Here is a 20,883-nt window from a genome sequence, read left to right on the forward strand (position 1 = left end):
GGCGGACCCGGCAGGTGGGCGCCCGGCGTCGGGCGTGATTAGTCGATGGCTGCCATGAGTTCGACGGCGCGTTCCAGGAACGCGTCCACCTGGCTTTCCTCGTAGCCGTCCCGGCCCACAGCGGGGCGGAACACGGCACGCCGGACGTTGTCCACGCTCAGCGGCTGGTCTTCCTCGAGGTAGCCGATCAGTTCGTGGCACAAATCGTCCACGTCGGTGATGTTGTAGCTGCGGGCCTTGGGCTTGGACGGGCGCCGGAAGCGCTGGCCGTCCGGGCGGTGCAGGCGCCCGCGCAGGACGCCCGCGAGCCGGCCGATTTCGCGCAGCCAGGCGTCCTCGCCGCGTTCGGCAACCAGCTCATCGCGCTCCCGACGGGCCAGGGCGTCTTCGAGCCGGTCCAGCGCGGCGTCCACGCCGGCCGCAGCGTAGCCGCCCTTCACAGGATCGAAGGACACGGCGCGGACGTCGGAGCTCTTGACGGCGCGGGCCGCCGCGGACGGAGCTTCAAATGACACCCGGGCGCGCTGCAGGAAATCGTCGACCTGCTTGGCGTTGTAGCCATACTGGTTCCGCTGCACGCGGTCAAAAGACGCAGGAATCTGCCGTTGAATGTCCACTGTTACTTTGTTCCTTTGATGCCGTTCGGCTGGTTTGCTCGGCACCATTCTAGGCGCCGGAAGTGCTGGTGCCGTGCTTCTAGGCGCCAGCGAGGGCCGAGAACAGGATGAACGCCACCGGCGAGGCGAAGACAATCGAGTCCAGACGGTCCATGACGCCTCCGTGACCGGGGAGGATGCTGCTCATATCCTTGATGCCGAGCTCGCGCTTGACCATCGATTCGGCGAGGTCGCCGGCGGTGGCGGCGGCCACCATGCCTACAGCGACCACGACGCCGAACCACCACGGCTCGCCCAACACGAAGATCATGGCGAGCACACCCACGATGACGGCACCGGCGATCGAGCCGGCGAAGCCTTCCCAGGTCTTCTTCGGGCTGATCTTGGGGGCCATCGGATGCTTGCCCAGGGATGCGCCCACGAGGTAGCCGAAGGTGTCGTTGGCCACCACCAGGAGCAGCAGGGTGGCGATTTGCCAGGCTCCCTGCGGGATCACGCCGTCTGGCCACAGTCCCACCGGTGTCTCGCCGTCGGCGGTGTGCAGCAGCAGCGTCGCGAAGCTGATCAGGAACGGCACCCAGGACAGGGTGAAGACCCCCGCGAAGATGCTCCGCGCAGAGCCGGCTGCACCTTCCAAGGTCCGCCACAACAGCACCGCCACGCTGCTGACGAGCATGGCAAAGAGCAGGCTTTCGAGGCCGCCGAAGTAGGCGGCGATCGGCATGGCGACCGTTCCGACCATCACAGGGACGATCGGCAGCCGGGTGCCTGCGGCCTCCAGCGCACGGTAAATTTCCCAGACGCCGAAGATCGCGAACGTGGCGGTCACCAGGACGAAGCCGAGCGGGAGGAAGAGCAGGCCGCCGAGGACGCACACGAGCATGCCCACACCCGAGCCGATGGCGGCGGGTAGGTTCCTGCCCGCCTTCGGCGTCGGGTTTTCGCGTTGCTTCCCCCGCCTCCGGGCGTGCGGCCCCGAGGTCTCGTTTGCCCGATCCATCAGACCTCGAGCAGCTCAGCTTCCTTGCGCTTGAGCAGCTCGTCAATCCCGTCCACGTGCGCCTTGGTCATGGCGTCGAGTTCCTTCTCGCCGCGTGCGCCTTCGTCTTCGCCGGCGTCGCCGTCCTTGACGAGCTTGTCCAGTGTTTCCTTGGCCTTGCGGCGGATGTTGCGGATGGACACCTTCGCGTCCTCACCCTTGGACTTGACGATCTTGACGTATTCCTTGCGCCGTTCGCTGGTCAGCTCGGGAATGGTAATCCGGATGACGTTGCCGTCGTTGGAGGGGTTGGCGCCCACCTCGGAATCGCTCAGCGCGCGTTCGATGTCGCGCAGGGCGGTCTTGTCGTACGGGGTGATGAGGATGGTGCGGGCATCCGGGACCGCGAAGGAGGCCAGCTGCTGCAGCGGGGTCGGGGTGCCGTAGTACTCCACGACAACCTTGTTGTACAGGCCGGGCGTCGCGCGGCCGGTCCGGATCGAGGCGAAGTCGTCCTTGGCTACCTCAACTGCCTTGTCCATCTTGTCCCCGGCTTCGAGCAAGGTTTCTTCGATCACGGTCTCTCCTCAGAAATTGGTACGTCCCGGGGGCCGGGGCGCGGCACGTCTTCTTGTGCGCCTGTGTCTTCCGCCAGCCGGCGGAAAGGTCCTGAAAACATCCTAGCCGTTGCTACGGGGTGACGACGGTGCCCAGGTCTTCGCCCAGGATGGCGCGGGTGACATTGCCCTCGCCTTCCATGCCGAAGACCACCATTGTGAGGTTGTTGTCCTTGCACATGGTCATCGCGGTCTGGTCCATCACGCGGATGTCGCGGCGGAGGGCGTCGTCGTAGCTGAGGCGGTGCAGCTTCTCCGCCGACGGGTCCTTCTTCGGGTCAGAGGTGTAGACGCCGTCGACGCCGCTCTTGGCCATCAGGACGACGTCGGCGTGCACCTCCAGGGCGCGCTGGGCCGCAACGGTGTCGGTCGAGAAGTAAGGCAGGCCGGCGCCGGCGCCGAAGATGACAACCCGGCCCTTTTCCATGTGGCGGATGGCGCGGCGGGGAATGTAGGCCTCGGCCACCTGGCCCATGGTGATGGCGCTCTGCACGCGCGTTTCCACCCCGGCCTGTTCCAGGAAGTCCTGGAGCGCGAGGCAGTTCATGACGGTTCCGAGCATGCCCATGTAGTCGGCGCGGGAGCGGTCCATGCCGCTCTGGGACAGTTCGGCGCCGCGGAAGAAGTTGCCTCCGCCGACGACGATTGCGACCTCGACGTCGGGGACTGCGGCGGCGATCTGTTTGGCCACGCCGCGGACGGTATCCGGGTCAACGCCAAGTTTCCCGCCCCCGAAGACCTCGCCGGAGAGCTTCAAAAGGACGCGGCGCCTGTTCTTCTTTGGCTGGGCTGAAGTGGTGACGGTTTCCATGGTGCCTTCCCGTTGGTGAACTCTGAGTTAGGTTATCGTGCTGGGCGCTCAAGGCGGCATTCCGGCCGTGACCGGAACCGTGCCTCGGGCGTGCATGCAAAAGGGGTGGCCACCGTGGTGACCACCCCCTTAGCGTGCCTGGCTATTGCCTGACTGGTGTCTGGCTAGTCTCTGACTAGGATCCGACGCGGAAGCGCGTGAACGCGGTTCCCTTGACGCCGGCCTCTTCGAGGACCTGGGCGACAGACTTCTTGGCATCCTTGGCGAATGCCTGGTCGAGGAGAACCTCGCCCTTGTAGAAACCGGTGACGCGGCCTTCGACGATTTTGGTCATCGCAGCTTCGGGCTTGCCCTCGGCCTTGGCGGTTTCCTCGGCGATGCGGCGCTCGGACTCGACGAGCTCGGCCGGAACATCCTCGCGGGAGAGGTAGTTCGGGGACATCGCGGCGACGTGAACGGCGACATCGTGGGCTGCGGTGGCAGCTGCTTCGCCTTCGCCGTCAACAGCAAAGAGCACGCCGACCTGGGCCGGGAGATCCTTGGAGGTCTTGTGCAGGTAAGCGTCGACCGTTGCGCCCTCGATGCGGGAGATGCGGCGGACAACAATCTTCTCGCCCAGAACAGCGCCCTCTTCGATGACGACCTCGGACAGCGGCTTGCCGTCGACGTCGGTGGCCAGCAGGGTCTCGAGGTCGGCAGCGCCGGACTCGACGGCCACGGTGAGGACCTTGTCAGCCAGCTGGATGAACTTGTCAGCCTTGGCGACGAAGTCGGTCTCGCAGTTGACTTCGATCATCACGCCGACGCCGTTGGAGACCTTGGCAGCAACCAGGCCTTCAGCGGTGGAGCGGCCTTCGCGCTTGGTGGCGCCCTTGAGGCCCTTGATGCGGATGATTTCGATGGCCTTCTCGGCGTCACCGTTGGCTTCGTCAAGAGCCTTCTTGACATCCATCATGCCGGCGCCGGTGCGCTCGCGCAGAGCCTTGATATCAGCGGCAGTGTAGTTCGCCATGTGAACCCCTCTGTCTAGAAATTTATGTGGTGTACGGACCGACAGGACGGCAGCTCACCGAGTGAGCGGCCATCCTGTCGGTACCCCCTATGCAGCTGAGCGCATGTGGGGAGATCCAGATTTACTTGTCTGACTACTTGGCTTCGTCGGCGGCCGGTGCTTCTTCAGCAGCCGGTGCAGCTTCAGCGGCGGGTGCCTCTTCGGCAGCCGGAGCAGCCTCAGCGGCCGGTGCCTCTTCGGCAGCCGGAGCAGCCTCAGCGGCGGGCGCTGCAGCAGCTTCAGCCTTGTTGCCTTCGAGGAGCTCGCGCTCCCACTCGGCCAGCGGCTCTTCCGGAGCTTCCGTGGTGCCGGTGGCGCGCTGGTTGCGGGCGATGAGACCCTCGGCAACGGCGTCGGCGACCACGCGGGTCAGCAGGTTGACGGAGCGGATGGCGTCGTCGTTACCCGGGATCGGGAAGTCGACTTCGTCGGGATCGCAGTTGGTGTCCAGGATGGCCACAACCGGGATGTTCAGCTTTTTGGCTTCGTCGACAGCAAGGTGTTCCTTCTTGGTGTCAACGATCCACAGCGCGGACGGCGCCTTGGTCAGGTTGCGGATACCACCGAGGTTGGTTTCCAGCTTGGTGAGTTCGCGGCGAAGGAGCAGCAGTTCCTTCTTGGTGTAAGCCGAACCGGCGACGTCGTCGAAGTCAATCTCTTCGAGTTCCTTCATGCGCTGGATGCGCTTGGAGACCGTCTGGAAGTTGGTCAGCATACCGCCGAGCCAACGCTGGTTGACGTACGGCTGGCCAACGCGGGTTGCCTGCTCGGCGATGGATTCCTGCGCCTGCTTCTTGGTGCCGACGAAGAGAACGGTGCCGCCGTGTGCAACGGTGGCCTTCACGAACTCGTAGGCACGGTCGATGTAGGACAGCGACTGCTGCAGGTCAATGATGTAGATACCGTTGCGCTCCGTGAAGATGAAGCGCTTCATCTTCGGGTTCCAACGGCGGGTCTGGTGTCCAAAGTGGACGCCGCTGTCAAGCAGCTGGCGCATAGTTACGACGGGCATGCCGACGCTCCTTCCGGCAGGTCATTCATGAGAGAGCCCATGGCTCTCTTACCCTGCCAATAGTTGACGGTTGTTTAGCATTCGCCCGGGGTGGGCGTTGCTCCTGGCATCCACTGCGCTTCCCATCCGTACCCGAAGGAACGGACCGCAGGAGGCACAGTCCTCCGCATCTGAAGTTTCAGGCTTCTTTTGAGGAGGGCTGGATACGCGTAGTCAGCCACTGCTCCCCCGCACCCCTGAATGAGGCGTGCCGGCTCGGACAACTACGAATTATCGCAACGTTCAAGCGTGAGGGCACAGCAAACTGCTCCACCAAGTGTACTACAGCGCCCCCGTACCGAAGGACGGTTTTCGCGGGGTCGCGGGGCGGGGTTTCGGGGCTCCGACGGGCGCCGCTGGGCATGTTTTTGCGGCGGTCGGAAGTGCGCCCGGACGGCATGCGGGCGGCGGCATGCGGCCGGGGCCGGTATCCGTCGTCGCGGGGGTAGCCGTCGTTGGGCGCCAGCCGTGGCGGCCTCCCGGCAGGGCAGCATCCCTGCCGTCGGCCGCGGCCGTGCTAGGGGCTAGTGCACTGGCGCCCTCTGTCGCGGCGGTGATGCCGCCGCCAGTAACCGACCACGAATAGTCATGAGGATGGGGCAGCGGCGCCTTCGGACCGCACTTGAGGCTTATCCACATAGCCCTCGCGGGTGATTCCGCCCAGCGCGCCGCCGCGGCAGGCTGGGGCCATGAAGATCTCCCCCGGCCTTGCGGCACTGCTCCTGGCGCTGTCCCCCATCCCCGCAGATTCCGTCCCCGCGGCCTCCGGGGTCTCGGTTTCCACTCGGGTCTCGGTTTTCACGCGGATCTCGGTACCCACGCGGGTCTCGGTACCCACCCAGGTTTCGATATCCCCCGTCCGGGGCTCCCCGGGCACAGGGCCAGTCCCGGCACCTGCCTGGAGCTGGCCGCTCAGCCCGCGGCCGGCGGTTCTGCGCGCCTTCGATCCCCCGGCCAGGCCGTGGCTCAGCGGCCACCGCGGCGTCGACCTTGAGGCGTCGCAGGTTGGCGCCCCGCTCGTCTCGCCGGCTGCCGGCACGGTGAGCTTTGTCGGGATCGTGGTGGACCGGCCGGTCATCACGATCGATCACGGCAACGGGCTACGCAGCAGTTTCGAGCCAGTGGCGAGTTTCCTGACGGCGGGGTCCGCCGTGGGAAAGGGCGACGTCCTGGGGCATGTAGAGGCCGGCCACTGCGGCCCGGCACCGCCCTGTCTCCACTGGGGCGTCCGCCGCGGCGAAGACTACGTCAACCCGCTGGCGTTCGTGATGGACCTGAGACCTTCTGTCCTGCTCCAGCCTATCGACGTCGGCCCATCATGAATGGCCCCTCATGAACGGCTCCCCAGTGAACTACTCCCTGTGAACGGCCGCCCCGTGCAGGCACGGCAGGCAGTCGTGGCGGCTGTCAGCGCACCTTAGACGATCGCGGAAATTCCCGTGATCGCACGGCCGGTGACCAGGGTATTGATCTCGTGCGTGCCTTCGTAGGAGTAGATGGCTTCGGCGTCCGCGAAGACTTTGGCCATCTCGAAGTCCGTCACGATTCCGTTGCCGCCGAGGATGCTCCGGCCCAGCGCCACACTTTCGCGCATGCGCGCGGTGGTGAAGGCCTTGGCCAGGGCGGACTGCTCGTCCTTCGCCTCGCCAGCGTCCTCCAGCTGGGAAAGCCTTACCATCATGCCCATGGAGCTGACCGCGTTGCCGAGGATCTGCACGAGCTGGTGCTGGATCAGCTGGAAGGAGGCAATCGGGCGGCCGAATTGGCTGCGTTCCACGGCGTAGCGCCGGGCGACGTCGAAGGCCGCGAGCTGCTGGCCCACCGCCTGCCAGGCCACAGCCAGGCGGGTGACTTTCAGGACCTTGTTGGTGTCGCGGAAGCTGTTGGCGTTGGCGAGCTTGAAGAATTCCGGCACCACCACGTTATCGAGCGTGATGTCGGCGTTCTGGACCGTGCGAAGCGAGATCTTGTTCTCGATCTTCACGGCGCTGTACCCCTCGGTCTTGGTGTCGACGAGGAAGCCTTTGACCTGGTTGTCGTCGACGTCGCGGGCGTAAATGACCACCCAGTCGGAGAAGGTGGCGTTGCCAATCCAGCGCTTGGCTCCGTTGAGGACCCAGTTGCCGCCGTCGCGCCGTGCCGTGGTGCGGGTGCCGCCGGCGACGTCGGAGCCGCCGAGTGGCTCGGTGAGGCCGAAGGCGCCGATCTTCTTGAGTGAGTAGATCTCGGGAAGCCACGCGTCCTGTTGCTCCTGGGAGGCAAGGGCTTCGATGGAGCCGGTGAACAGCCCGTCATGGACGCCCATGAACGTCGCGATCGATGTGTCCGCGCGGGTGGCCTCGGCGTGCAGGATTCCGGCGAAGAGGTTCGAGTAGCCCTGCCTCCTGACCGGGCTGACCAGGTCGATTTCGGCAAGCTTCGGGATCAGCTCCATGGGGAACTCCGCGCGATTCCAGCAATCGACGGCGATCGGCCTGACCTCGCGCGCGAGGAACTCGCGGACCTCGGCCAGCCTGTCCTGCTCCTTGGCGCTGAGCAGCTGCTCGAACGCGAAGAAGTCGCCGTCGGCGTAGGGCAGGTTGTTAATGTCGATTGCAGCTTTGGGCATGATGTTCCTTCACTCGTGATCAGCGGCGACCAAAAGGGCGCGGACTTAGCGCCGGCGATATGTTACTCACGAGTAACATATCGCAGTCTGCTGACGTCTGCAAGCACCGGGCCCGACAAAAAAGAAGCCGCGGCCGACGTCGAACGTCAGCCACGGCTCCCGTGGTGCGGCCCCCGGATAAGGAGGATCCCGCAGAAATGTAGGGCTACTCGGACTTGAACCGAGGACCTTAGGATTATGAGTCCCGCGCTCTAACCAGCTGAGCTATAGCCCCCTGCGCCCGGAGCCAGCCCCGGCCCGCTGGGGCCGGATTGATCCCGGGCAAAAATACTCTAGCAATAGTAGACGCATCGCACGTGCATGCGGCCACCGGTCGGCACGGTCGCCATGCGGGCGGCCGGCCACAACCGGCCGCAGCAGGCGAGCCGCAGCCTGCCTAGACGACGAAGTCGTCGTAGCTGGCGCCCCGGTAGATGTCCTCAAACGTCTGCAACGTGCGCGCGATGCCGTGGTTCTCCACCATTTCCCGGCTGGTCTTGCCCATCGCCGCGAGCTCGTGTGCGGGCAGCGAGAAGACACTGGCCAGCTTGGCGGCGAGGTCATCGCTGTCGTTGGGCGTGAAGAGGTAGCCGTTCTCCCCGTCACGCACCAGGTGCGGCAGCGCCATCGCGTTGGCCAGCAGGACCGGCGTCGACGCCGACATCGCCTCAAGGGTGACGAGGGACTGAAGTTCCGCCGTGCCGGGCATGCAGAACACGTCGGCCGTGATGTAGGCCCTGCGAAGGTCGGCGTCGCTGGCCATGCCGAGGAATCTGACCCTGTCCGTAAGTCCGAGCCGGGCGACCTGGGCCTCGAGGGCCGGACGGACTTCTCCGCCGCCGACGATTTCCAGGTGGATGTCGAGGTCCTTGGGCGTCTTGGCGACGGCGTCGATCAGCACGTCCACGTGCTTCTCCTCGGCCAGCCGGCCGACGAAGAGTGCGGTGGGGCTGGTGTGGCGTTCCACCGTCTCGTCGGGACGCAGCTCGTAATTGGCGGCGTCGATGCCGTTGGACAGCGGCAGGACCTTGCGGAGGAATGCGTGCTGGTGCATGGCTTTGGCGGCCAGCGGCGTGGGTGTGGTCACGACGTCGGCCTGGCCCATGACCTTGCCCATGTCCCTCCAGGAGATCCGGCCCACGATGTCCTTGAACCACTGCGGGAACGGCAGGAAGGGGTTCAGGTTTTCCGGCATGAAGTGGTTCGTCGCCACCACCCGGATGCCGCGCTTCACAGCTTCGTAGAGGACGTGCTCGCCGATCATGTAGTGGCTCTGGATGTGCACGACGTCCGGCTGGATGCGGTCAAACAAGAGACCGATTTCCTTCTTGATCTCCCAGGGGAAGGTGATCCGGAAGTATTCGTGCGTGGGCACGGAATGGGAGCGGAGGCGGTGCACGGTGGCCTCTTCGCTGAACTCGCTGTAGCTCGCGCCCTTGCCCGGGCGGCACGCCAGGACGTGCACGTCGTGCCCGCGGGCAGTCATGCCCTTGGCGAGGCGGTAGCCGAACTGGGCGGCGCCGTTGACGTGGGGAGGGTACGTGTCAGCGGCAATCAGGATGGTCAGCGGCAGCTGGTTGTCGGACTTGGTCACGTGAAGAGCTCCTGGTGGTCGCTGTGCGGACAGCTGGATCAATGGCGGCCGGCTGTCAGTCGGCACAGGCGCGCCGGGCTTGCAGCCGAAGTCTGGACTGATGCCCTAGGACCTGCCGGCTGCCTTCCGCGCTTCCTTCTTGCGCTTGGTGACTTCCGGGTGGTGCCTGGAGAGGGCTATGACTCCCACGATAGCAAGCAATGCGGCCGCGCCCATGGCAATAGCCGTCACAGCTTGTACGTCTGGGCGCAGTTCTCCCAGAATCACGATGCCGATTGCGATGCCCACAATGGGGTCGATCACGGTCAATCCGGCGATCACGAGGTCCGGCGGGCCGCTGGAGTAGGCGTTTTGGACAAACCACGATCCCAGAGCGCCGGCAGCAATAAGCGCCACGACGCTGTACCACGGCACATTCAGCAGGAACTGCCCGTTGGGATCGAGCAGATGCCTGCCAATGATGCGGGTCAGGACAGCCACGAAGCCGAACAGGACGCCGGCGCCGAGGATGTACACGAAGGCGCTCAGGCGGTGCTTGAACAGGACGGCAAGCGTGCCGAAGAGCCCCACGGCCAGGGCCAGGAGCAGCACGATCGTCAGCTCGTCCGAGGCACTGACGTTGTGGTTCTCCTGGGTCGCGTTGACAGCCAGCAACACGAACAGCGCTGAGCCCGTCACGCAGCAAGAGATCGCCACGACGGTAGCCCGGTTCATGCTCAGGCCCTGGTCCTTGGTGTTGACCACGGTGGTGATGACCAGCGCAATCGCGCCGATCGGCTGCACCACCGTCAAGGGGGCCATGACAAGGGCGACGGCGTTCATCCCCATCCCGACGCACAGCAGCATGAGCCCGAAAACCCAGCGCGGATTGCGCGCGAGCCGCAGCAGTCCGTGGCTGCTCAGCGCGAGGCCGCCGGTATCGGCCTTGACCGCGCTGCCCTGGCGCTGGGCGCCAAAGGCCAGGCAGAAGGCGCCCAGTACCGCAAGCAAAACCGCAAGCCATACCATCAGTGGGAGCCGCCGTCGTGCGCCCGAAGCTGCCGGCCCTTGGCAATGATGGCCCCGACGTAGTTGTAGGCCGCGATCCAGTGCCCCACGAGACCCAGCCCCAAAAAGATCCAGGCGACCGTGGCGTAGACGTCCGCGGCGGGCACCGGAAGTTTGGACAGCACCAGCAGCGGTGTGCCCACCAGCAGCAGGCCGGTCCGGATTTTTCCGATGCGGCTCACCGGCAGATCCGGATGGCCGTGGAAATAAAACAGTGACAGGGCCAGCAGGACCGCGTCCGGGAGCAGCAGCGCGACGAGATACCACCACTCGACGACGCCGGCGATCACCAGGGTCACGGCTACGGCGATCAGCGAGAGCCTGTCGGCAATCGGGTCCATGACCCGTCCGAGGTTGGACATCTGGTTGAAGCGGCGGGCGATGTAGCCGTCCACCCAGTCGGTGCTGGCCATGACGACGAGCACGAGGGCACCGTAGCCGTACTTGTGTTCCGAGAGGACCAGCCAGATGAACAGGGGAACACCAAGGAAGCGCACCACGGTCAGGATATTTGGAACCGTGAAGACCGCGTCGCGGTGGACGAGGGGTTGCCCGGGGCGGGCACCAGCGCCGATGAACTTCATCGATTCCCCCTTTCCGTGGACGGCAACGGTTTGGTGTTTCGGTTCAGGGTCTGCCTAGCCCTTCATCAGCCTGCGCACCAGAACTGCCAAGGCGGCGGCCGACGCGGCCAGCACAGCAAGGGGCTTCCAGCGGTTCTTGATCTGGCCGGTCAGGTTCTGCCCGTCACCGGATGCAGGCGTCCCCGCCGAGGAGCGGAAGCCGGCGATCTTGTCGCTGAGCTGCGCTTTGCCGACCTGCAGCCGGGCCTGGGTGGCGGCCAGCAGCGCCTGAGCCTGGGTCTTGACATCGAGTTCCCGGCCGAGGTCGTCGCGCACGCCGGTGAGATGCGTCCGACGCTCGTCCAGCCGGCTTCGGAGTTCGGCCTCTGTGGGGGCAGGCCCCAAGTCGGGCTGCGCGGCAGCTTTGGCTTCCTTTTCCGCCTTCGCCTTGGCGGCTGCGGCTTCCTTGGCGGCTTTCGCGGCTTTGTACTGTTCGGAGTTCGGATCCAGGACGGCCGGGTCGAACGCGGAGCCTTCCCTGGCGATGCCAAGATCGTGCCTGAGTCCCCGGAGTGTGTCCTCGGGAACCAGCGGCATGACCGCCTTGAACTTCCTCTGCCCGATGAGCGCCCCGATCGCGGCGATGATCAGGCACACGGCGGAGACCAGCAAGGCGGCGAGCCACGCCGGCATGATCGTGGCCAGGCCCATGATCGCGGCGACCATAAGACCGATCACCAGGAGCGCAATGAAGACCAGCGCGACGCCGAAGAAGGCGCCGGCAACACCGAGCTGGATCCCCTTGCGCTTGATTTCGGCCTTGGCCAGAGCAATCTCGTCATTGAGCTGGCGGGGCGCCAGCTTGAAGATCATCTTCAAGGTTTTCGGCAGCGCAGTAACGCGCAACCCGCTGCCTGTCCCGCCGCTGTGACGTCCGCTCATGGGTCCCGCCTAACTGGTGCCATCCGTCGATCCGCTCACGCGGGCTTGCCGGGTCTGGACAGCTTCGCACAGACCCCGGTGTCAAAACTATCATTTAGGCTCTTGGCAGGCCCTTTCAGGCAAGGTGTGGCGCGCCCGCCCAGCCACCGGCCGGCCGCCCTTGCGGGCCCTAGGATGGACCTCTGTGAGTACAGCCCCCAATCCCGGTGATTCCCTCAGCCGGCGTCGCAAATTCCTCTACATCCTGACGCTCGGCGCCTTGACGGCTCTGGGGCCGTTCACCGTGGATCTTTACCTGCCCGCGTTCCCTGCCCTGGAAGAAAGCCTTGGTGTCTCCGAGGCAGCAGTGCAGCTGACGCTCACGGGGACGACCATAGGGTTCGCGCTGGGACAGCTGGTGGTGGGGCCGCTGAGCGACAAGTTCGGCCGGCGGCTGCCCCTGATCCTGGCGACGGCGGTCCACATCACCGCATCCCTGGGCGCAGCCCAGTCCACGGATATCGCCACGCTGGGCTTCTTCCGTGTCCTCATGGGCATCGGGGCCGCCGGCGGCGGTGTGGTGGCCATGGCCATGGTCCGTGACCTGTTCAGCGGCTACGCCATGGTGCGGATGTTCTCTCGGATGGCCCTTGTCAACGGACTGGCCCCGATCCTCGCCCCGGTCATCGGCTCCCAGCTGCTGCTGCTGATGCCCTGGCCCGGCATCTTCTTGTTCCTGGCCGCCTACGGGACCTGTGTCATCATCGCGGCCCTGTTCGTGATCCGGGAGACCCTGCCGCCGGAGCTGCGCGGCAAGACCGGGATGACCGTGCGCCAGCGCTACAAAGTGCTGTTCTCCGACCGGATCTTCGTGGGCCTGCTGCTGGTGGGCGGCATGAACTTCGCGGGCCTCTTCGCCTATCTCTCCGCCTCGCCGTTCCTGTTCCAGAATGTCTACGGTTTCACGCCCCAACAGTACGGCCTGCTTTTCGGCATCAACTCACTCGGCATCGTGGCAGGCGTACAGACGAGCGCAAGGCTCATCAGGCGCGTCCCGCCGCAGTGGATCCTGGCCTGTTCCACGGCCTGGATGTTCGTCATGGCCGTCCTGATCGTCGTCTTCGACCAGTTGGGATTCGGGTTGTGGGGCGTCCTGGTGCCGCTGTGGTTCTACATCCTCGGCGCCGGTTTCACCTTTCCCACCGTGCAGGTGCTGGCCCTCGCCAAACACGGCGCCCAGGCCGGCACCGCGGCGTCCCTGCTTGGCGCGGCGACTTTCATGATGGCGGGTCTGGTCTCCCCGGTGGTCGGCTGGCTCGGCGTCGGGTCCGCGACCCCCATGGGCGCCGTCCAGGCCGCCTGCATCTTTCTGGCAGCCGCTGCTCTGTGGCTGGTTGTACGACCCAGCACTGTGCCCCCGATCCAGTAGGGCCGGCCCGGCTCCTCGGCGGGACATGCCCATCCTTCGCGGCAAGGCCTTGGGACATGTCCATTCTTCGCGGCTGCCTCAGCGGAACATGCCCATCCTTCGCGCCTAGGACTGGGCATAGTGGCAATATGTCCATGCGCCAGGACCAGGGCTGGGCATGTCCCCACGGACAGGTCACGAACACTGAGCATGTCCCCCCGGACAGGGCACGAACACTGAGCATGTCCCCCCGGACAGGGCACGAACGCTGAGCATGTCCCCCGGACAGGGCACGAACACTGAGCATGTCCCACGGACAGGTCACGAGCACTGAGCATGTCCCACGGAGAGGTCACGAACACTGAGCATGTCCCACGGAGAGGTCACGAACACTGAGCATGTCCCACGGACAGGTCACGAACACTGAGCATGTCCCACGGACAGCAGGACCATCACTGAGTATGTCCCACGGGCACCGGGAACACGGCGAGCCCTCGCCGCCTGGCCTTGGCCCACTCGCACCCTGTTCGACGTCCGCGGCGGGAGATACAGTTATTTCATGCCCCACAGGCAGGACCCCCCGCCCCTTCCGGCCACATGGCAGCGGTGCGATGCCGGAATCCTGCCCCTGTGGTGGGATCGCCTGTGCAGCCAGACCAGTCCGCAGTCGGCGGCCCTGTACGCCTCCGGCCTGTTCACCGAAGACCGCCGCCGCCCGATAGCGCAGTGGTACAACCCGGCCTATGACTCCGCCCTGCTCGTGGCCCCGGAATCCTCCCCCGAGTGGCCGGTGCAACGGTTCGGCATCTTCTATGCCCCCCCGGGCGGCGGATTCACCCAGGTGCACTCGGCGCCGCATGAATGGCATCCGCGGGAGCCGCGGAAGTCCCCCACGGAGCTTGAGGCCTTCCAGGCCGCGGTGGCCGAGGCCCAGCGCTTCCTCCAGGTGGAAATGTACTTCGTCTAAGTCGGGCCGCTGGAAGCCCGGCGACAAACGCCCAGCCCACTGAAACACCCAGCCAGGTGCAGGGTACGGGTCAACACAACGAAGCAATAAAAAAGGTCCCGCGGCCGGTTTTCACCGGCTGCGGGACCTGTCCGCTCCTCCTGCTGGACTTGAACCAGCAACCCTTCGATTAACAGTCGAATGCTCTGCCAATTGAGCTAAGGAGGAATGAAGCAGGTACGACATTAGCAAACGTTTTGCCGGTAGGGAAATCGGCCAGGGCGTCTGTGCCGGCCAGCTGTGAAATACCCCCTCCGGGTATGAAAAAAGTCCCCGTTCCGGAACCCGGAACGGGGACTGCGCGCTCCTCCTGCTGGACTTGAACCAGCAACCCTTCGATTAACAGTCGAATGCTCTGCCAATTGAGCTAAGGAGGAATGAAGCGGGTATAAGCCTAGCAAACACCTGCCCGGGAAACGAAATCGGCGGCTCAGGCGTCCGAGCGCAGGGACCGCCGCTGCATCTCAAGTTGCATGAGTTCGCGATTCAGCCGCTGGAATTCCTCCGGATCGGCCGAGGCGTCCAGGCGCTGCAGCTGGCCCATTTTCTCGGCTTTCACCCGGGTGATCTGAAGCTCGAACAGGCGGGCGAGGATGTCCTTGCAGTAGCGCAGGACACCTTCGGGTGTGTTGGCCGGCAGGGGCACCACGGCGAGTTCGGACACGAGCGGGCGCAGCGGCTCAGGGACTTCCTGCAGCAACTGCTCCACCCAGCGCACCGGGTCCCCGGCAAACCCGAGTCCGGTAGCCCGGATGGCTTCGTGGATGGCGAGATAGGCGGGCGTGGAGAACCGCGCCTCCGAGAAGCGTTGCCACGTCTCACCCTCGAGCATCCCGGGCTCCTGCAGTGCGACCTCGAGCGCCTGGCGCTCCATCGCCGCCACGGGGTCCCGGGGATCAGGCCGGTTGAAGGACGGGAGCACGGCCGACGTCGGCAACGGGGCAACGCCCGGGGCAGTCCCGGCAAAGCCGCGGCCAGCCCCGGCATTTCCCTGTCCATGGCCCTGGCCCTGCCCGCCACCCGGCGGGGTCGAGGCCGCCTGCGCGGCACGCTTGGTGGCCGCACCAACGGCCCGGCTGACTTCCTCGACCGGCATCCCCAGCCAGCCGGCGAGCTCCCGGGCGTAGGCCGGCCGGATGCCGGCGTCGCGGATCTGCGCCACCACGGGCGCGGATTCACGCAGGGCAGCGATCCGGCCCTCCACGGTGTCCAGGTTGTGCCGCTTCAGGGTGGCCCGGATGGCGAACTCAAACAACGGCCGGCGGCTTCCGATCAAATCCCGGACGGCGGAGTCGCCCTTGGACTGGCGGAGTTCGCAGGGGTCCGCGCCGCTGGGTTCCACCGCCACGAAAGTCTGCGCGACAAACCGCTGGTCCTCTTCGAAGGCGCGCAGTGCCGCCTTCTGGCCCGCGGCGTCGCCGTCGAAGGTGAAGATGACCTCTCCCCCGCTGCCGTCGTCGGAGAGCAGCCGGCGCGCGATCTTGATGTGCTCGGTGCCGAAGGCGGTGCCGCACGTGGCCACCGCCGTCGGAATGCCGGCCAGGTGGCAGGCCATGACGTCGGTGTAGCCTTCCACCACCACGAGCTGGCGGTCCTTGGCGATGCTGCGCTTGGCGAGGTCGATTCCGTAAAGGACCTGGGACTTCTTGTAGAGCGCGGTTTCGGGGGTATTCAGGTACTTCGGGCCCTGGTCGTCCTCGTAGAGCTTGCGGGCACCGAAGCCAATGGTGTCGCCCGCGATGTCCCGGATGGGCCATACCAGCCGGCCGCGGAACCGGTCGTAGATCCCCCGGCCGCCCTCGGAGAACATGCCGGTCAGCTTGAGTTCCGGTTCGGTGTAGCCGCGGCCGCGGAGGTGCTTGAGCAGCGAGTCCCAGCCCTGCGGCGCGTAGCCCACACCGAACTGTTCCGCCGCCGCACGGTCAAAGCCCCGTTCGTAGAGGAAGTTGCGGCCCTCGGCCGCGCCCGGGGTGATCAGCTGGGCACGGAAGAACTCGTCGGCCACCTTGTGCGCGTCCAGCAGCCGCTGGCGCCGGCCGATGTCCTCCCGGTTGGGCCCGGAGCCGCCGTCCTCGTAACGGAGCTCGAAGCCGATCCGGTGGGCCAGCTTCTCCACGGCCTCGTGGAAGGTGGTGTGGTCCAGCTTTTGGACGAAGGAGATGACGTCGCCGTCCTCGCCGCAGCCAAAGCAGTGGTACCGGCCAACCTGGGGGCGGACCGTGAAGGAGGGTGAGCGCTCGTCGTGGAAGGGGCACAGGCCCTTGTAGGACCCCAGTCCGGCTCCCTTGAGCGTCACGTAGCCATCGATGACTTCCTTGATGTCCGTGCGCTGGCGTACTTCGTCGATGTCTTCGCGTTTGATCAGGCCGGCCACTGTGCCATCCTAGTCCCCGGGTACGACGCCGGCGGGCCGGCCACGGTGGCGGTCACCACAGCGACGGCAGGCTGCCCACGAGGCGCTCGTACATGGCCAGCGCCGAGCCGTCCGTCAGCGAGGCGACCTGATCGATGACGACGCGCAGCCGCGCGGCGTCGTCCGCGGCGTCGAGCCAGTCGGCGGCGAACATCGGCTCCAGGTGGCGGTCCCCGGTGGCGCTGAGCGCGGTGACAAGGGCATGCAGGACCTCGCGCTGGCGTTCGTAAATGGGCTGGCGGTGTTCGGTGGTCATCACGAAGGTGGTGGCCAGGCCCTTCATCACCGCGATTTCCATGACGGTCTCATCCGGGACGATCAGTTCCGCGTTGTAGCGGGTCAGGTTCTCCGGGCCGTAGACCGTGCGGGTGGCCTCCAGTGCACTTTGGCAGAAGCGGCCGATGAGCTGGCTGGTCATGTCCTTGAGCGCCGCCATGGCCTTGCGGCTGCCGTCGGCCTCGCGCACCCAGACGTCCGTGGCCTCCAGCCTGGCCAGTGCCGCGTCGATCGCGGCGGGGTCGTTGTGCGGCAGGTACCACTGCTTGGCGTAGCCGACGACGCGGGCGCGGTGGTCCGGGTTGTCCATCCAGCGGAGCTGGAAGTGGCCTGCGACGATCGCGTCCTCGACGTCGTGCACCGAGTAAGAGATGTCGTCCGCCAGGTCCATGACCTGCGCTTCGAGGCAGGACCGGCGTTCCGGGGCGCCGTCGCGGATCCAGTCGAAAATGGGGAGGTCGTCCTCGTAGGCGCCGAACTTGCTGGTCCGCTCCCCGTGGATGACCGGCGCGTTCACGGCGGACCAGGGGTACTTGGCGGCGGCATCGAGGCTCGCCCGGGTCAGGTTCAGGCCAGCCGGCCGGCCGTCGGCGGCCAGGACCTTTGGCTCCAGCCGGGTCAACAGCCGCAGCGTCTGGGCGTTGCCTTCGAAGCCGCCGATCCCATGGGCCACCTCGTTGAGGGCTGCTTCGCCGTTGTGGCCGAAGGGCGGGTGGCCGAGGTCGTGGCTGAGGCACGCGGTGTCCACGACGTCGGGGTCGCAGCCGAGCGCGCGGCCCAGTTCCCGGCCCACCTGGGCAACTTCGAGGCTGTGGGTGAGCCGGGTCCGGACGAAGTCGTCAGTATCCGGCGCCACCACCTGGGTTTTGGCGCCGAGCCGGCGTAGCGCCGAGGAGTGCAGGACCCTCGCGCGGTCGCGCTCGAAGTCCGACCGGTACGTGCTCTTAGGCGGCTCTTCGACCCACCGGGCGCAGTCGCGGGAGGTGTAGCCGTCCAGGATGGGGGCGGTGGTCCGGGTCTCAGCCACCGGAGACGTCCAGTTCGGCGAAGGAGATGTCGCGTGTCTGCGCATCGTCCAGCGTCCGGTTCAGCAGCCAGTCCTTTGGCAGCGCAGGCTTCTTGGGAGAACCGGCGCGGCCGCGCGGGCCCTCGGCGTCGGCCCCGGGATACGGCGAGTCAAGGTCCAACTGGTCCAGGGTCCCGCGCAGCACCTCGAGGCTGGTGACGAGTGCCAGCTTGGTCCGCAGCTCGCCGCCGACCACGTAGCCCTTGAAGTACCAGGCAATGTGCTTGCGGATTTCGCGCAGGGCCTTGCCTTCGTCCCCGAACGTTTCGACCATGAGCTCGGCATGCCGGTACACGCTTTCGGCCACCTGGCGCAGATCCGGCCGGTACCGCTGCTCGCTGCCTTCGAATGCGGCCATGAGATCGCCGAACAGCCAGGGCCTGCCCTGGCAGCCGCGGCCGACGACGACGCCGTCCACACCCGTTTCGCGGACCATTCGGACCGCGTCCTCCGCGGACCAGATGTCCCCGTTGCCCAGGACGGGAATGTCCGGCAGGGCCTCGCGCAGCCGGGCAATGGCGGACCAGTCTGCCTGGCCGGAATAGAACTGTGCGGCGGTGCGGCCGTGAAGAGCGACGGCGGCGACGCCGGAATCGCGGGCAATCCGGCCAGCGTCGAGGTACGTCAGGTGGTCCTCGTCAATGCCCTTGCGCATCTTGATGGTCAGCGGGACGTTGCCCTTGGAAGCTTCCCTCACCGCGGTCTGGACGATCGAGGTGAAGAGGTCGATCTTCCACGGCAAAGCAGAGCCGCCGCCGCGACGCGTCACCTTTGGCACGGGGCAGCCGAAGTTGAGGTCGATGTGGTCGGCCCGGTCCTCCTCGACGAGCATCCGGACGGCCTGGCCGACGGTCACAGGGTCCACGCCGTAGAGCTGGACGGAGCGGACTTTCTCGTCGTCGTCGTGCGAAATGATGCGCAGCGATTCCGGCGTGCGCTCCACGAGGGCGCGGGAGGTGACCATCTCCGCCACATACAGGCCGCCGCCGTATTCACGGCACAGCCTGCGGAAGGCGGAGTTGGTGATGCCCGCCATGGGAGCCAGGATCACCGGGGTGTCCACGGTGATCGGTCCCAGCTTCAGGGGCGGGAGTTCCAGCTTAGGGGCGGGAGGCGTTGCTACAACAGTCACCCGACCATTGTCTCAAAGACGGGCAAATCGGCCCGGTCCCGCTCCGGCTATGTGGAAATGCCCGGCCATGTGGATACTTTCGGGTCCCGTCAGGGTCCGCGTCAGCCCCGCAGGGCGGCACGCCGCCCGCGGCGCGTGGCAGGACCGGCACCGGCGTCGTCTGGCCCGCCCCCGTCCGGTCCGACCCCGTCCGGCCCGACCCCGTCCGTCGTGCCCCCGTCCGTCGTGCCCCGGTCCGGCGCAACCCCTACAGAGCCGCCGGCCTCGGATCTGACCCAGTCGGGCTCGCCCACGGCAACCCGCTTTACCGAGCCGCCCTTGATCCCGGTGGCCTTGACCACGAGCACGGCGATGAGGGTGGTGACCGGCACGGCGAGGACGAGCCCCACGGAACCGACCAGGGTGCGGATGACTTCCTCGGAGAGTTCGGCGCTGGTCAGGGCGTCCCCGAGCGGCCGTTCGTAGAGCATGACCAGGATCAGGATCGGCAGGGCCGCGCCGGCGTAGGCGAACGCAATCGTGTAGACCGTGGAGGCGATGTGGTCCCGGCCGATCCGCATCGCGGACGCAAAGAGCTTCCGCGCGCTGGTCTCGGGGGCGAGCTCCCACAGTTCCCAGACGGCCGACGACTGTGTGATGGTGACGTCGTTCAGCACGCCGAGACCGGAGATGATCAGACCGCACAGGATGATGCCGGAGATGGAGATGTTGTCTGACATGTTGGTGAGGGTGGCGGCGTCGTGGCTGCCCACACCGGCGAGGTTTGCGGCGTCGGTGGCCCAGGCAGCCAGCAGCGCCGTAATGGCGAGGCCGAACATAGTCCCGAGCAGCGCCGTCGACGTGCGGGCGGAGAAGCCGTGGGCGAAATAGAGCACCCCGATCATGATCACCGTGGACCCCACGAGCGCCAGCAGCAGCGGCGGCTTCCCCTCGACCAGGCCGGGCAGCATGAACGAGACAAGCACCACGTAGGCGCCGACAAGTCCGATCAGGGCGCGCAGGCCGCGCCACCGCGCCACCGCGATGACGACGACGGCGTAAAGCACGGCCAGGAAGATGATGGGCAGCGTCCGGACAAAGTCGACGAAGACATAGGCCGGCGCTCCCTGGCCGTCGGCTCCCTGCACCTTGGAGAGGTTCAGGTAGCGGATGTTGTCCCCGGGTTTCACTCCGTGGGATTTCGCGATGTCCGGGTTGATGACCACCTTCACCGGGTTGCCGCCCTTGTCCGGCTCGGTATAGGCGAACGTGCATTGCGAGCCCTCGTTCGGGGGTTGCGGAGTGGTGCCGGAACCGGACGTGCCCTGCTGCGCCGCGGCGTCACCACCGGCCTGGGCATCCGAACAGCTGCCGACGACGACCCGCTGGATCTTGCCGGTATCAAACGTCACGCCGGGGGCCGCCGCATAGGGGCTGGCCAGGGTGATTCCTTCCTTGCTTCCCGACGGCCACATGAAGGCCATGGCCGCCAGGGTCAGCAGCGTCAGCGGAACCAGGATGGCAGCCAGGATCCAGTTGGCCTTCTTCCGCGCCGCGAGCGTCTGCGGCGTCGGCTCAGAATGTTCAGTGTGGGAGTGCGAGTGTCCGGCGCCCATCAGCAGTTCAACCTCATGCCGAAGACTTTACGGCGTGGGCGAGGGTTGTCCGGGCGGATGACGGGGCACGCCGCGCATCCGCGGCATGC

General features: G+C 66.3%; 18 protein-coding genes and 3 tRNA genes. 3 read left to right on the forward strand and 18 right to left on the reverse strand.

The features are described 5' to 3' along the window. Positions 1-38 precede the first annotated feature (38 nt). The 6 genes from AC1DEM_RS08085 to rpsB all read right to left on the reverse strand — a co-directional run bounded on the left by AC1DEM_RS08085 (position 39) and on the right by rpsB (position 5,087). A complete protein-coding gene (locus tag AC1DEM_RS08085) occupies positions 39-665 on the reverse strand; it encodes a DivIVA domain-containing protein (protein ID WP_476883983.1) in 627 nt (208 codons plus the stop codon). Positions 666-696: 31 nt separating this feature from the next. After that, positions 697-1,617, reverse strand: a complete 921-nt coding sequence (locus AC1DEM_RS08090; protein WP_476883984.1) for a phosphatidate cytidylyltransferase — start codon at positions 1,615-1,617, stop codon at positions 697-699. Beyond that, positions 1,617-2,174, reverse strand: a complete 558-nt coding sequence (frr, locus tag AC1DEM_RS08095) for a ribosome recycling factor (protein ID WP_277526082.1) — start codon at positions 2,172-2,174, stop codon at positions 1,617-1,619. The genes AC1DEM_RS08090 and frr overlap by 1 nt, the downstream gene beginning before the upstream one ends. A 112-nt stretch (positions 2,175-2,286) precedes the next feature. Next, complete coding sequence (gene pyrH, locus AC1DEM_RS08100) at positions 2,287-3,024, reverse strand: UMP kinase (protein ID WP_277526083.1); 738 nt, start codon at positions 3,022-3,024, stop codon at positions 2,287-2,289. A gap of 175 nt (positions 3,025-3,199) precedes the next feature. Beyond that, on the reverse strand, positions 3,200-4,036 hold the full coding sequence (gene tsf, locus AC1DEM_RS08105) for a translation elongation factor Ts (protein ID WP_476883985.1): 837 nt from the start codon (positions 4,034-4,036) through the stop codon (positions 3,200-3,202). Positions 4,037-4,169: 133 nt separating this feature from the next. Further along, positions 4,170-5,087 (reverse strand): 30S ribosomal protein S2, encoded by a 918-nt coding sequence (gene rpsB, locus AC1DEM_RS08110; protein ID WP_277526085.1) that lies wholly within the window; start codon positions 5,085-5,087, stop codon positions 4,170-4,172. 728 nt (positions 5,088-5,815) lie between these two features. Here rpsB and AC1DEM_RS08115 point away from each other — a divergent pair. Beyond that, a complete protein-coding gene (locus AC1DEM_RS08115; RefSeq protein ID WP_476883986.1) occupies positions 5,816-6,448 on the forward strand; it encodes a M23 family metallopeptidase in 633 nt (210 codons plus the stop codon). Between the two features lie 95 nt (positions 6,449-6,543). Here the strand turns inward: AC1DEM_RS08115 and AC1DEM_RS08120 are convergent, their stop codons facing one another. The 6 genes from AC1DEM_RS08120 to AC1DEM_RS08145 all read right to left on the reverse strand — a co-directional run bounded on the left by AC1DEM_RS08120 (position 6,544) and on the right by AC1DEM_RS08145 (position 11,919). Further along, positions 6,544-7,734 carry an acyl-CoA dehydrogenase family protein gene (locus AC1DEM_RS08120; RefSeq protein ID WP_476883987.1) on the reverse strand — a complete coding sequence of 397 codons (1,191 nt, stop codon included), beginning with the start codon at positions 7,732-7,734 and terminating at the stop codon, positions 6,544-6,546. A gap of 200 nt (positions 7,735-7,934) precedes the next feature. Further along, positions 7,935-8,008, reverse strand: a tRNA-Ile gene (locus tag AC1DEM_RS08125). A gap of 162 nt (positions 8,009-8,170) precedes the next feature. Next, the gene (locus AC1DEM_RS08130; protein ID WP_476883988.1) at positions 8,171-9,367 is read right to left on the reverse strand and encodes a glycosyltransferase; all 1,197 of its coding nucleotides are present in this window, start codon (positions 9,365-9,367) and stop codon (positions 8,171-8,173) included. Between the two features lie 105 nt (positions 9,368-9,472). Continuing rightward, positions 9,473-10,375 (reverse strand): DMT family transporter, encoded by a 903-nt coding sequence (locus AC1DEM_RS08135; protein ID WP_476883989.1) that lies wholly within the window; start codon positions 10,373-10,375, stop codon positions 9,473-9,475. Beyond that, positions 10,375-10,998: a CDP-alcohol phosphatidyltransferase family protein gene (locus AC1DEM_RS08140; RefSeq protein WP_476883990.1), complete on the reverse strand. Its 624-nt coding sequence runs from the start codon at positions 10,996-10,998 to the stop codon at positions 10,375-10,377. The genes AC1DEM_RS08135 and AC1DEM_RS08140 overlap by 1 nt, the downstream gene beginning before the upstream one ends. A gap of 54 nt (positions 10,999-11,052) precedes the next feature. Then, positions 11,053-11,919, reverse strand: coding sequence for a phage holin family protein (locus AC1DEM_RS08145; RefSeq protein WP_476883991.1), 867 nt, complete (start codon positions 11,917-11,919; stop codon positions 11,053-11,055). 184 nt (positions 11,920-12,103) lie between these two features. Between AC1DEM_RS08145 and AC1DEM_RS08150 the strand changes: the two genes are divergently transcribed. After that, positions 12,104-13,327: a multidrug effflux MFS transporter gene (locus tag AC1DEM_RS08150; protein WP_476883992.1), complete on the forward strand. Its 1,224-nt coding sequence runs from the start codon at positions 12,104-12,106 to the stop codon at positions 13,325-13,327. A gap of 538 nt (positions 13,328-13,865) precedes the next feature. Further along, positions 13,866-14,273, forward strand: coding sequence for a hypothetical protein (locus AC1DEM_RS08155; RefSeq protein ID WP_090576548.1), 408 nt, complete (start codon positions 13,866-13,868; stop codon positions 14,271-14,273). A 134-nt stretch (positions 14,274-14,407) separates the two neighbouring features. Here the strand turns inward: AC1DEM_RS08155 and AC1DEM_RS08160 are convergent. The 6 genes from AC1DEM_RS08160 to AC1DEM_RS08185 all read right to left on the reverse strand — a co-directional run bounded on the left by AC1DEM_RS08160 (position 14,408) and on the right by AC1DEM_RS08185 (position 20,794). Then, a tRNA-Asn gene (locus AC1DEM_RS08160) sits at positions 14,408-14,480 on the reverse strand. Positions 14,481-14,616: 136 nt separating this feature from the next. Beyond that, positions 14,617-14,689: transfer RNA gene (locus tag AC1DEM_RS08165), tRNA-Asn, on the reverse strand. A 53-nt stretch (positions 14,690-14,742) separates the two neighbouring features. Next, positions 14,743-16,686: a DNA primase gene (gene dnaG / locus AC1DEM_RS08170; RefSeq protein ID WP_476883993.1), complete on the reverse strand. Its 1,944-nt coding sequence runs from the start codon at positions 16,684-16,686 to the stop codon at positions 14,743-14,745. Positions 16,687-16,738: 52 nt separating this feature from the next. Beyond that, positions 16,739-18,028, reverse strand: coding sequence for a deoxyguanosinetriphosphate triphosphohydrolase (locus tag AC1DEM_RS08175; protein WP_476883994.1), 1,290 nt, complete (start codon positions 18,026-18,028; stop codon positions 16,739-16,741). Next, positions 18,021-19,199, reverse strand: a complete 1,179-nt coding sequence (gene dusB / locus AC1DEM_RS08180) for a tRNA dihydrouridine synthase DusB (RefSeq protein WP_476883995.1) — start codon at positions 19,197-19,199, stop codon at positions 18,021-18,023. Before dusB ends, AC1DEM_RS08175 begins: the two co-directional genes overlap by 8 nt. A 101-nt stretch (positions 19,200-19,300) precedes the next feature. Then, a complete protein-coding gene (locus AC1DEM_RS08185) occupies positions 19,301-20,794 on the reverse strand; it encodes a YibE/F family protein (RefSeq protein ID WP_476883996.1) in 1,494 nt (497 codons plus the stop codon). Positions 20,795-20,883: the final 89 nt, after the last annotated feature.

The sequence above is a fragment of the Arthrobacter sp. 05T420 genome, from assembly GCF_056396305.1.

Excerpts from the sequence above, each read along its gene's own strand:
- AC1DEM_RS08135 (WP_476883989.1), bottom strand. The coding sequence starts at position 10,375 with ATGGTATGGCTTGCGGTTTTGCTTGCGGTACTGGGCGCCTTCTGCCTG.
- rpsB (WP_277526085.1), bottom strand. The coding sequence starts at position 5,087 with ATGCCCGTCGTAACTATGCGCCAGCTGCTTGACAGCGGCGTCCACTTT.
- pyrH (WP_277526083.1), bottom strand. The coding sequence starts at position 3,024 with ATGGAAACCGTCACCACTTCAGCCCAGCCAAAGAAGAACAGGCGCCGC.
- AC1DEM_RS08120 (WP_476883987.1), bottom strand. The coding sequence starts at position 7,734 with ATGCCCAAAGCTGCAATCGACATTAACAACCTGCCCTACGCCGACGGC.
- AC1DEM_RS08155 (WP_090576548.1), top strand. The coding sequence starts at position 13,866 with ATGCCCCACAGGCAGGACCCCCCGCCCCTTCCGGCCACATGGCAGCGG.
- AC1DEM_RS08090 (WP_476883984.1), bottom strand. The coding sequence starts at position 1,617 with ATGGATCGGGCAAACGAGACCTCGGGGCCGCACGCCCGGAGGCGGGGG.
- tsf (WP_476883985.1), bottom strand. The coding sequence starts at position 4,036 with ATGGCGAACTACACTGCCGCTGATATCAAGGCTCTGCGCGAGCGCACC.
- AC1DEM_RS08185 (WP_476883996.1), bottom strand. The coding sequence starts at position 20,794 with ATGGGCGCCGGACACTCGCACTCCCACACTGAACATTCTGAGCCGACG.
- AC1DEM_RS08145 (WP_476883991.1), bottom strand. The coding sequence starts at position 11,919 with ATGAGCGGACGTCACAGCGGCGGGACAGGCAGCGGGTTGCGCGTTACT.
- AC1DEM_RS08115 (WP_476883986.1), top strand. The coding sequence starts at position 5,816 with ATGAAGATCTCCCCCGGCCTTGCGGCACTGCTCCTGGCGCTGTCCCCC.
- AC1DEM_RS08085 (WP_476883983.1), bottom strand. The coding sequence starts at position 665 with ATGGTGCCGAGCAAACCAGCCGAACGGCATCAAAGGAACAAAGTAACA.
- AC1DEM_RS08140 (WP_476883990.1), bottom strand. The coding sequence starts at position 10,998 with ATGAAGTTCATCGGCGCTGGTGCCCGCCCCGGGCAACCCCTCGTCCAC.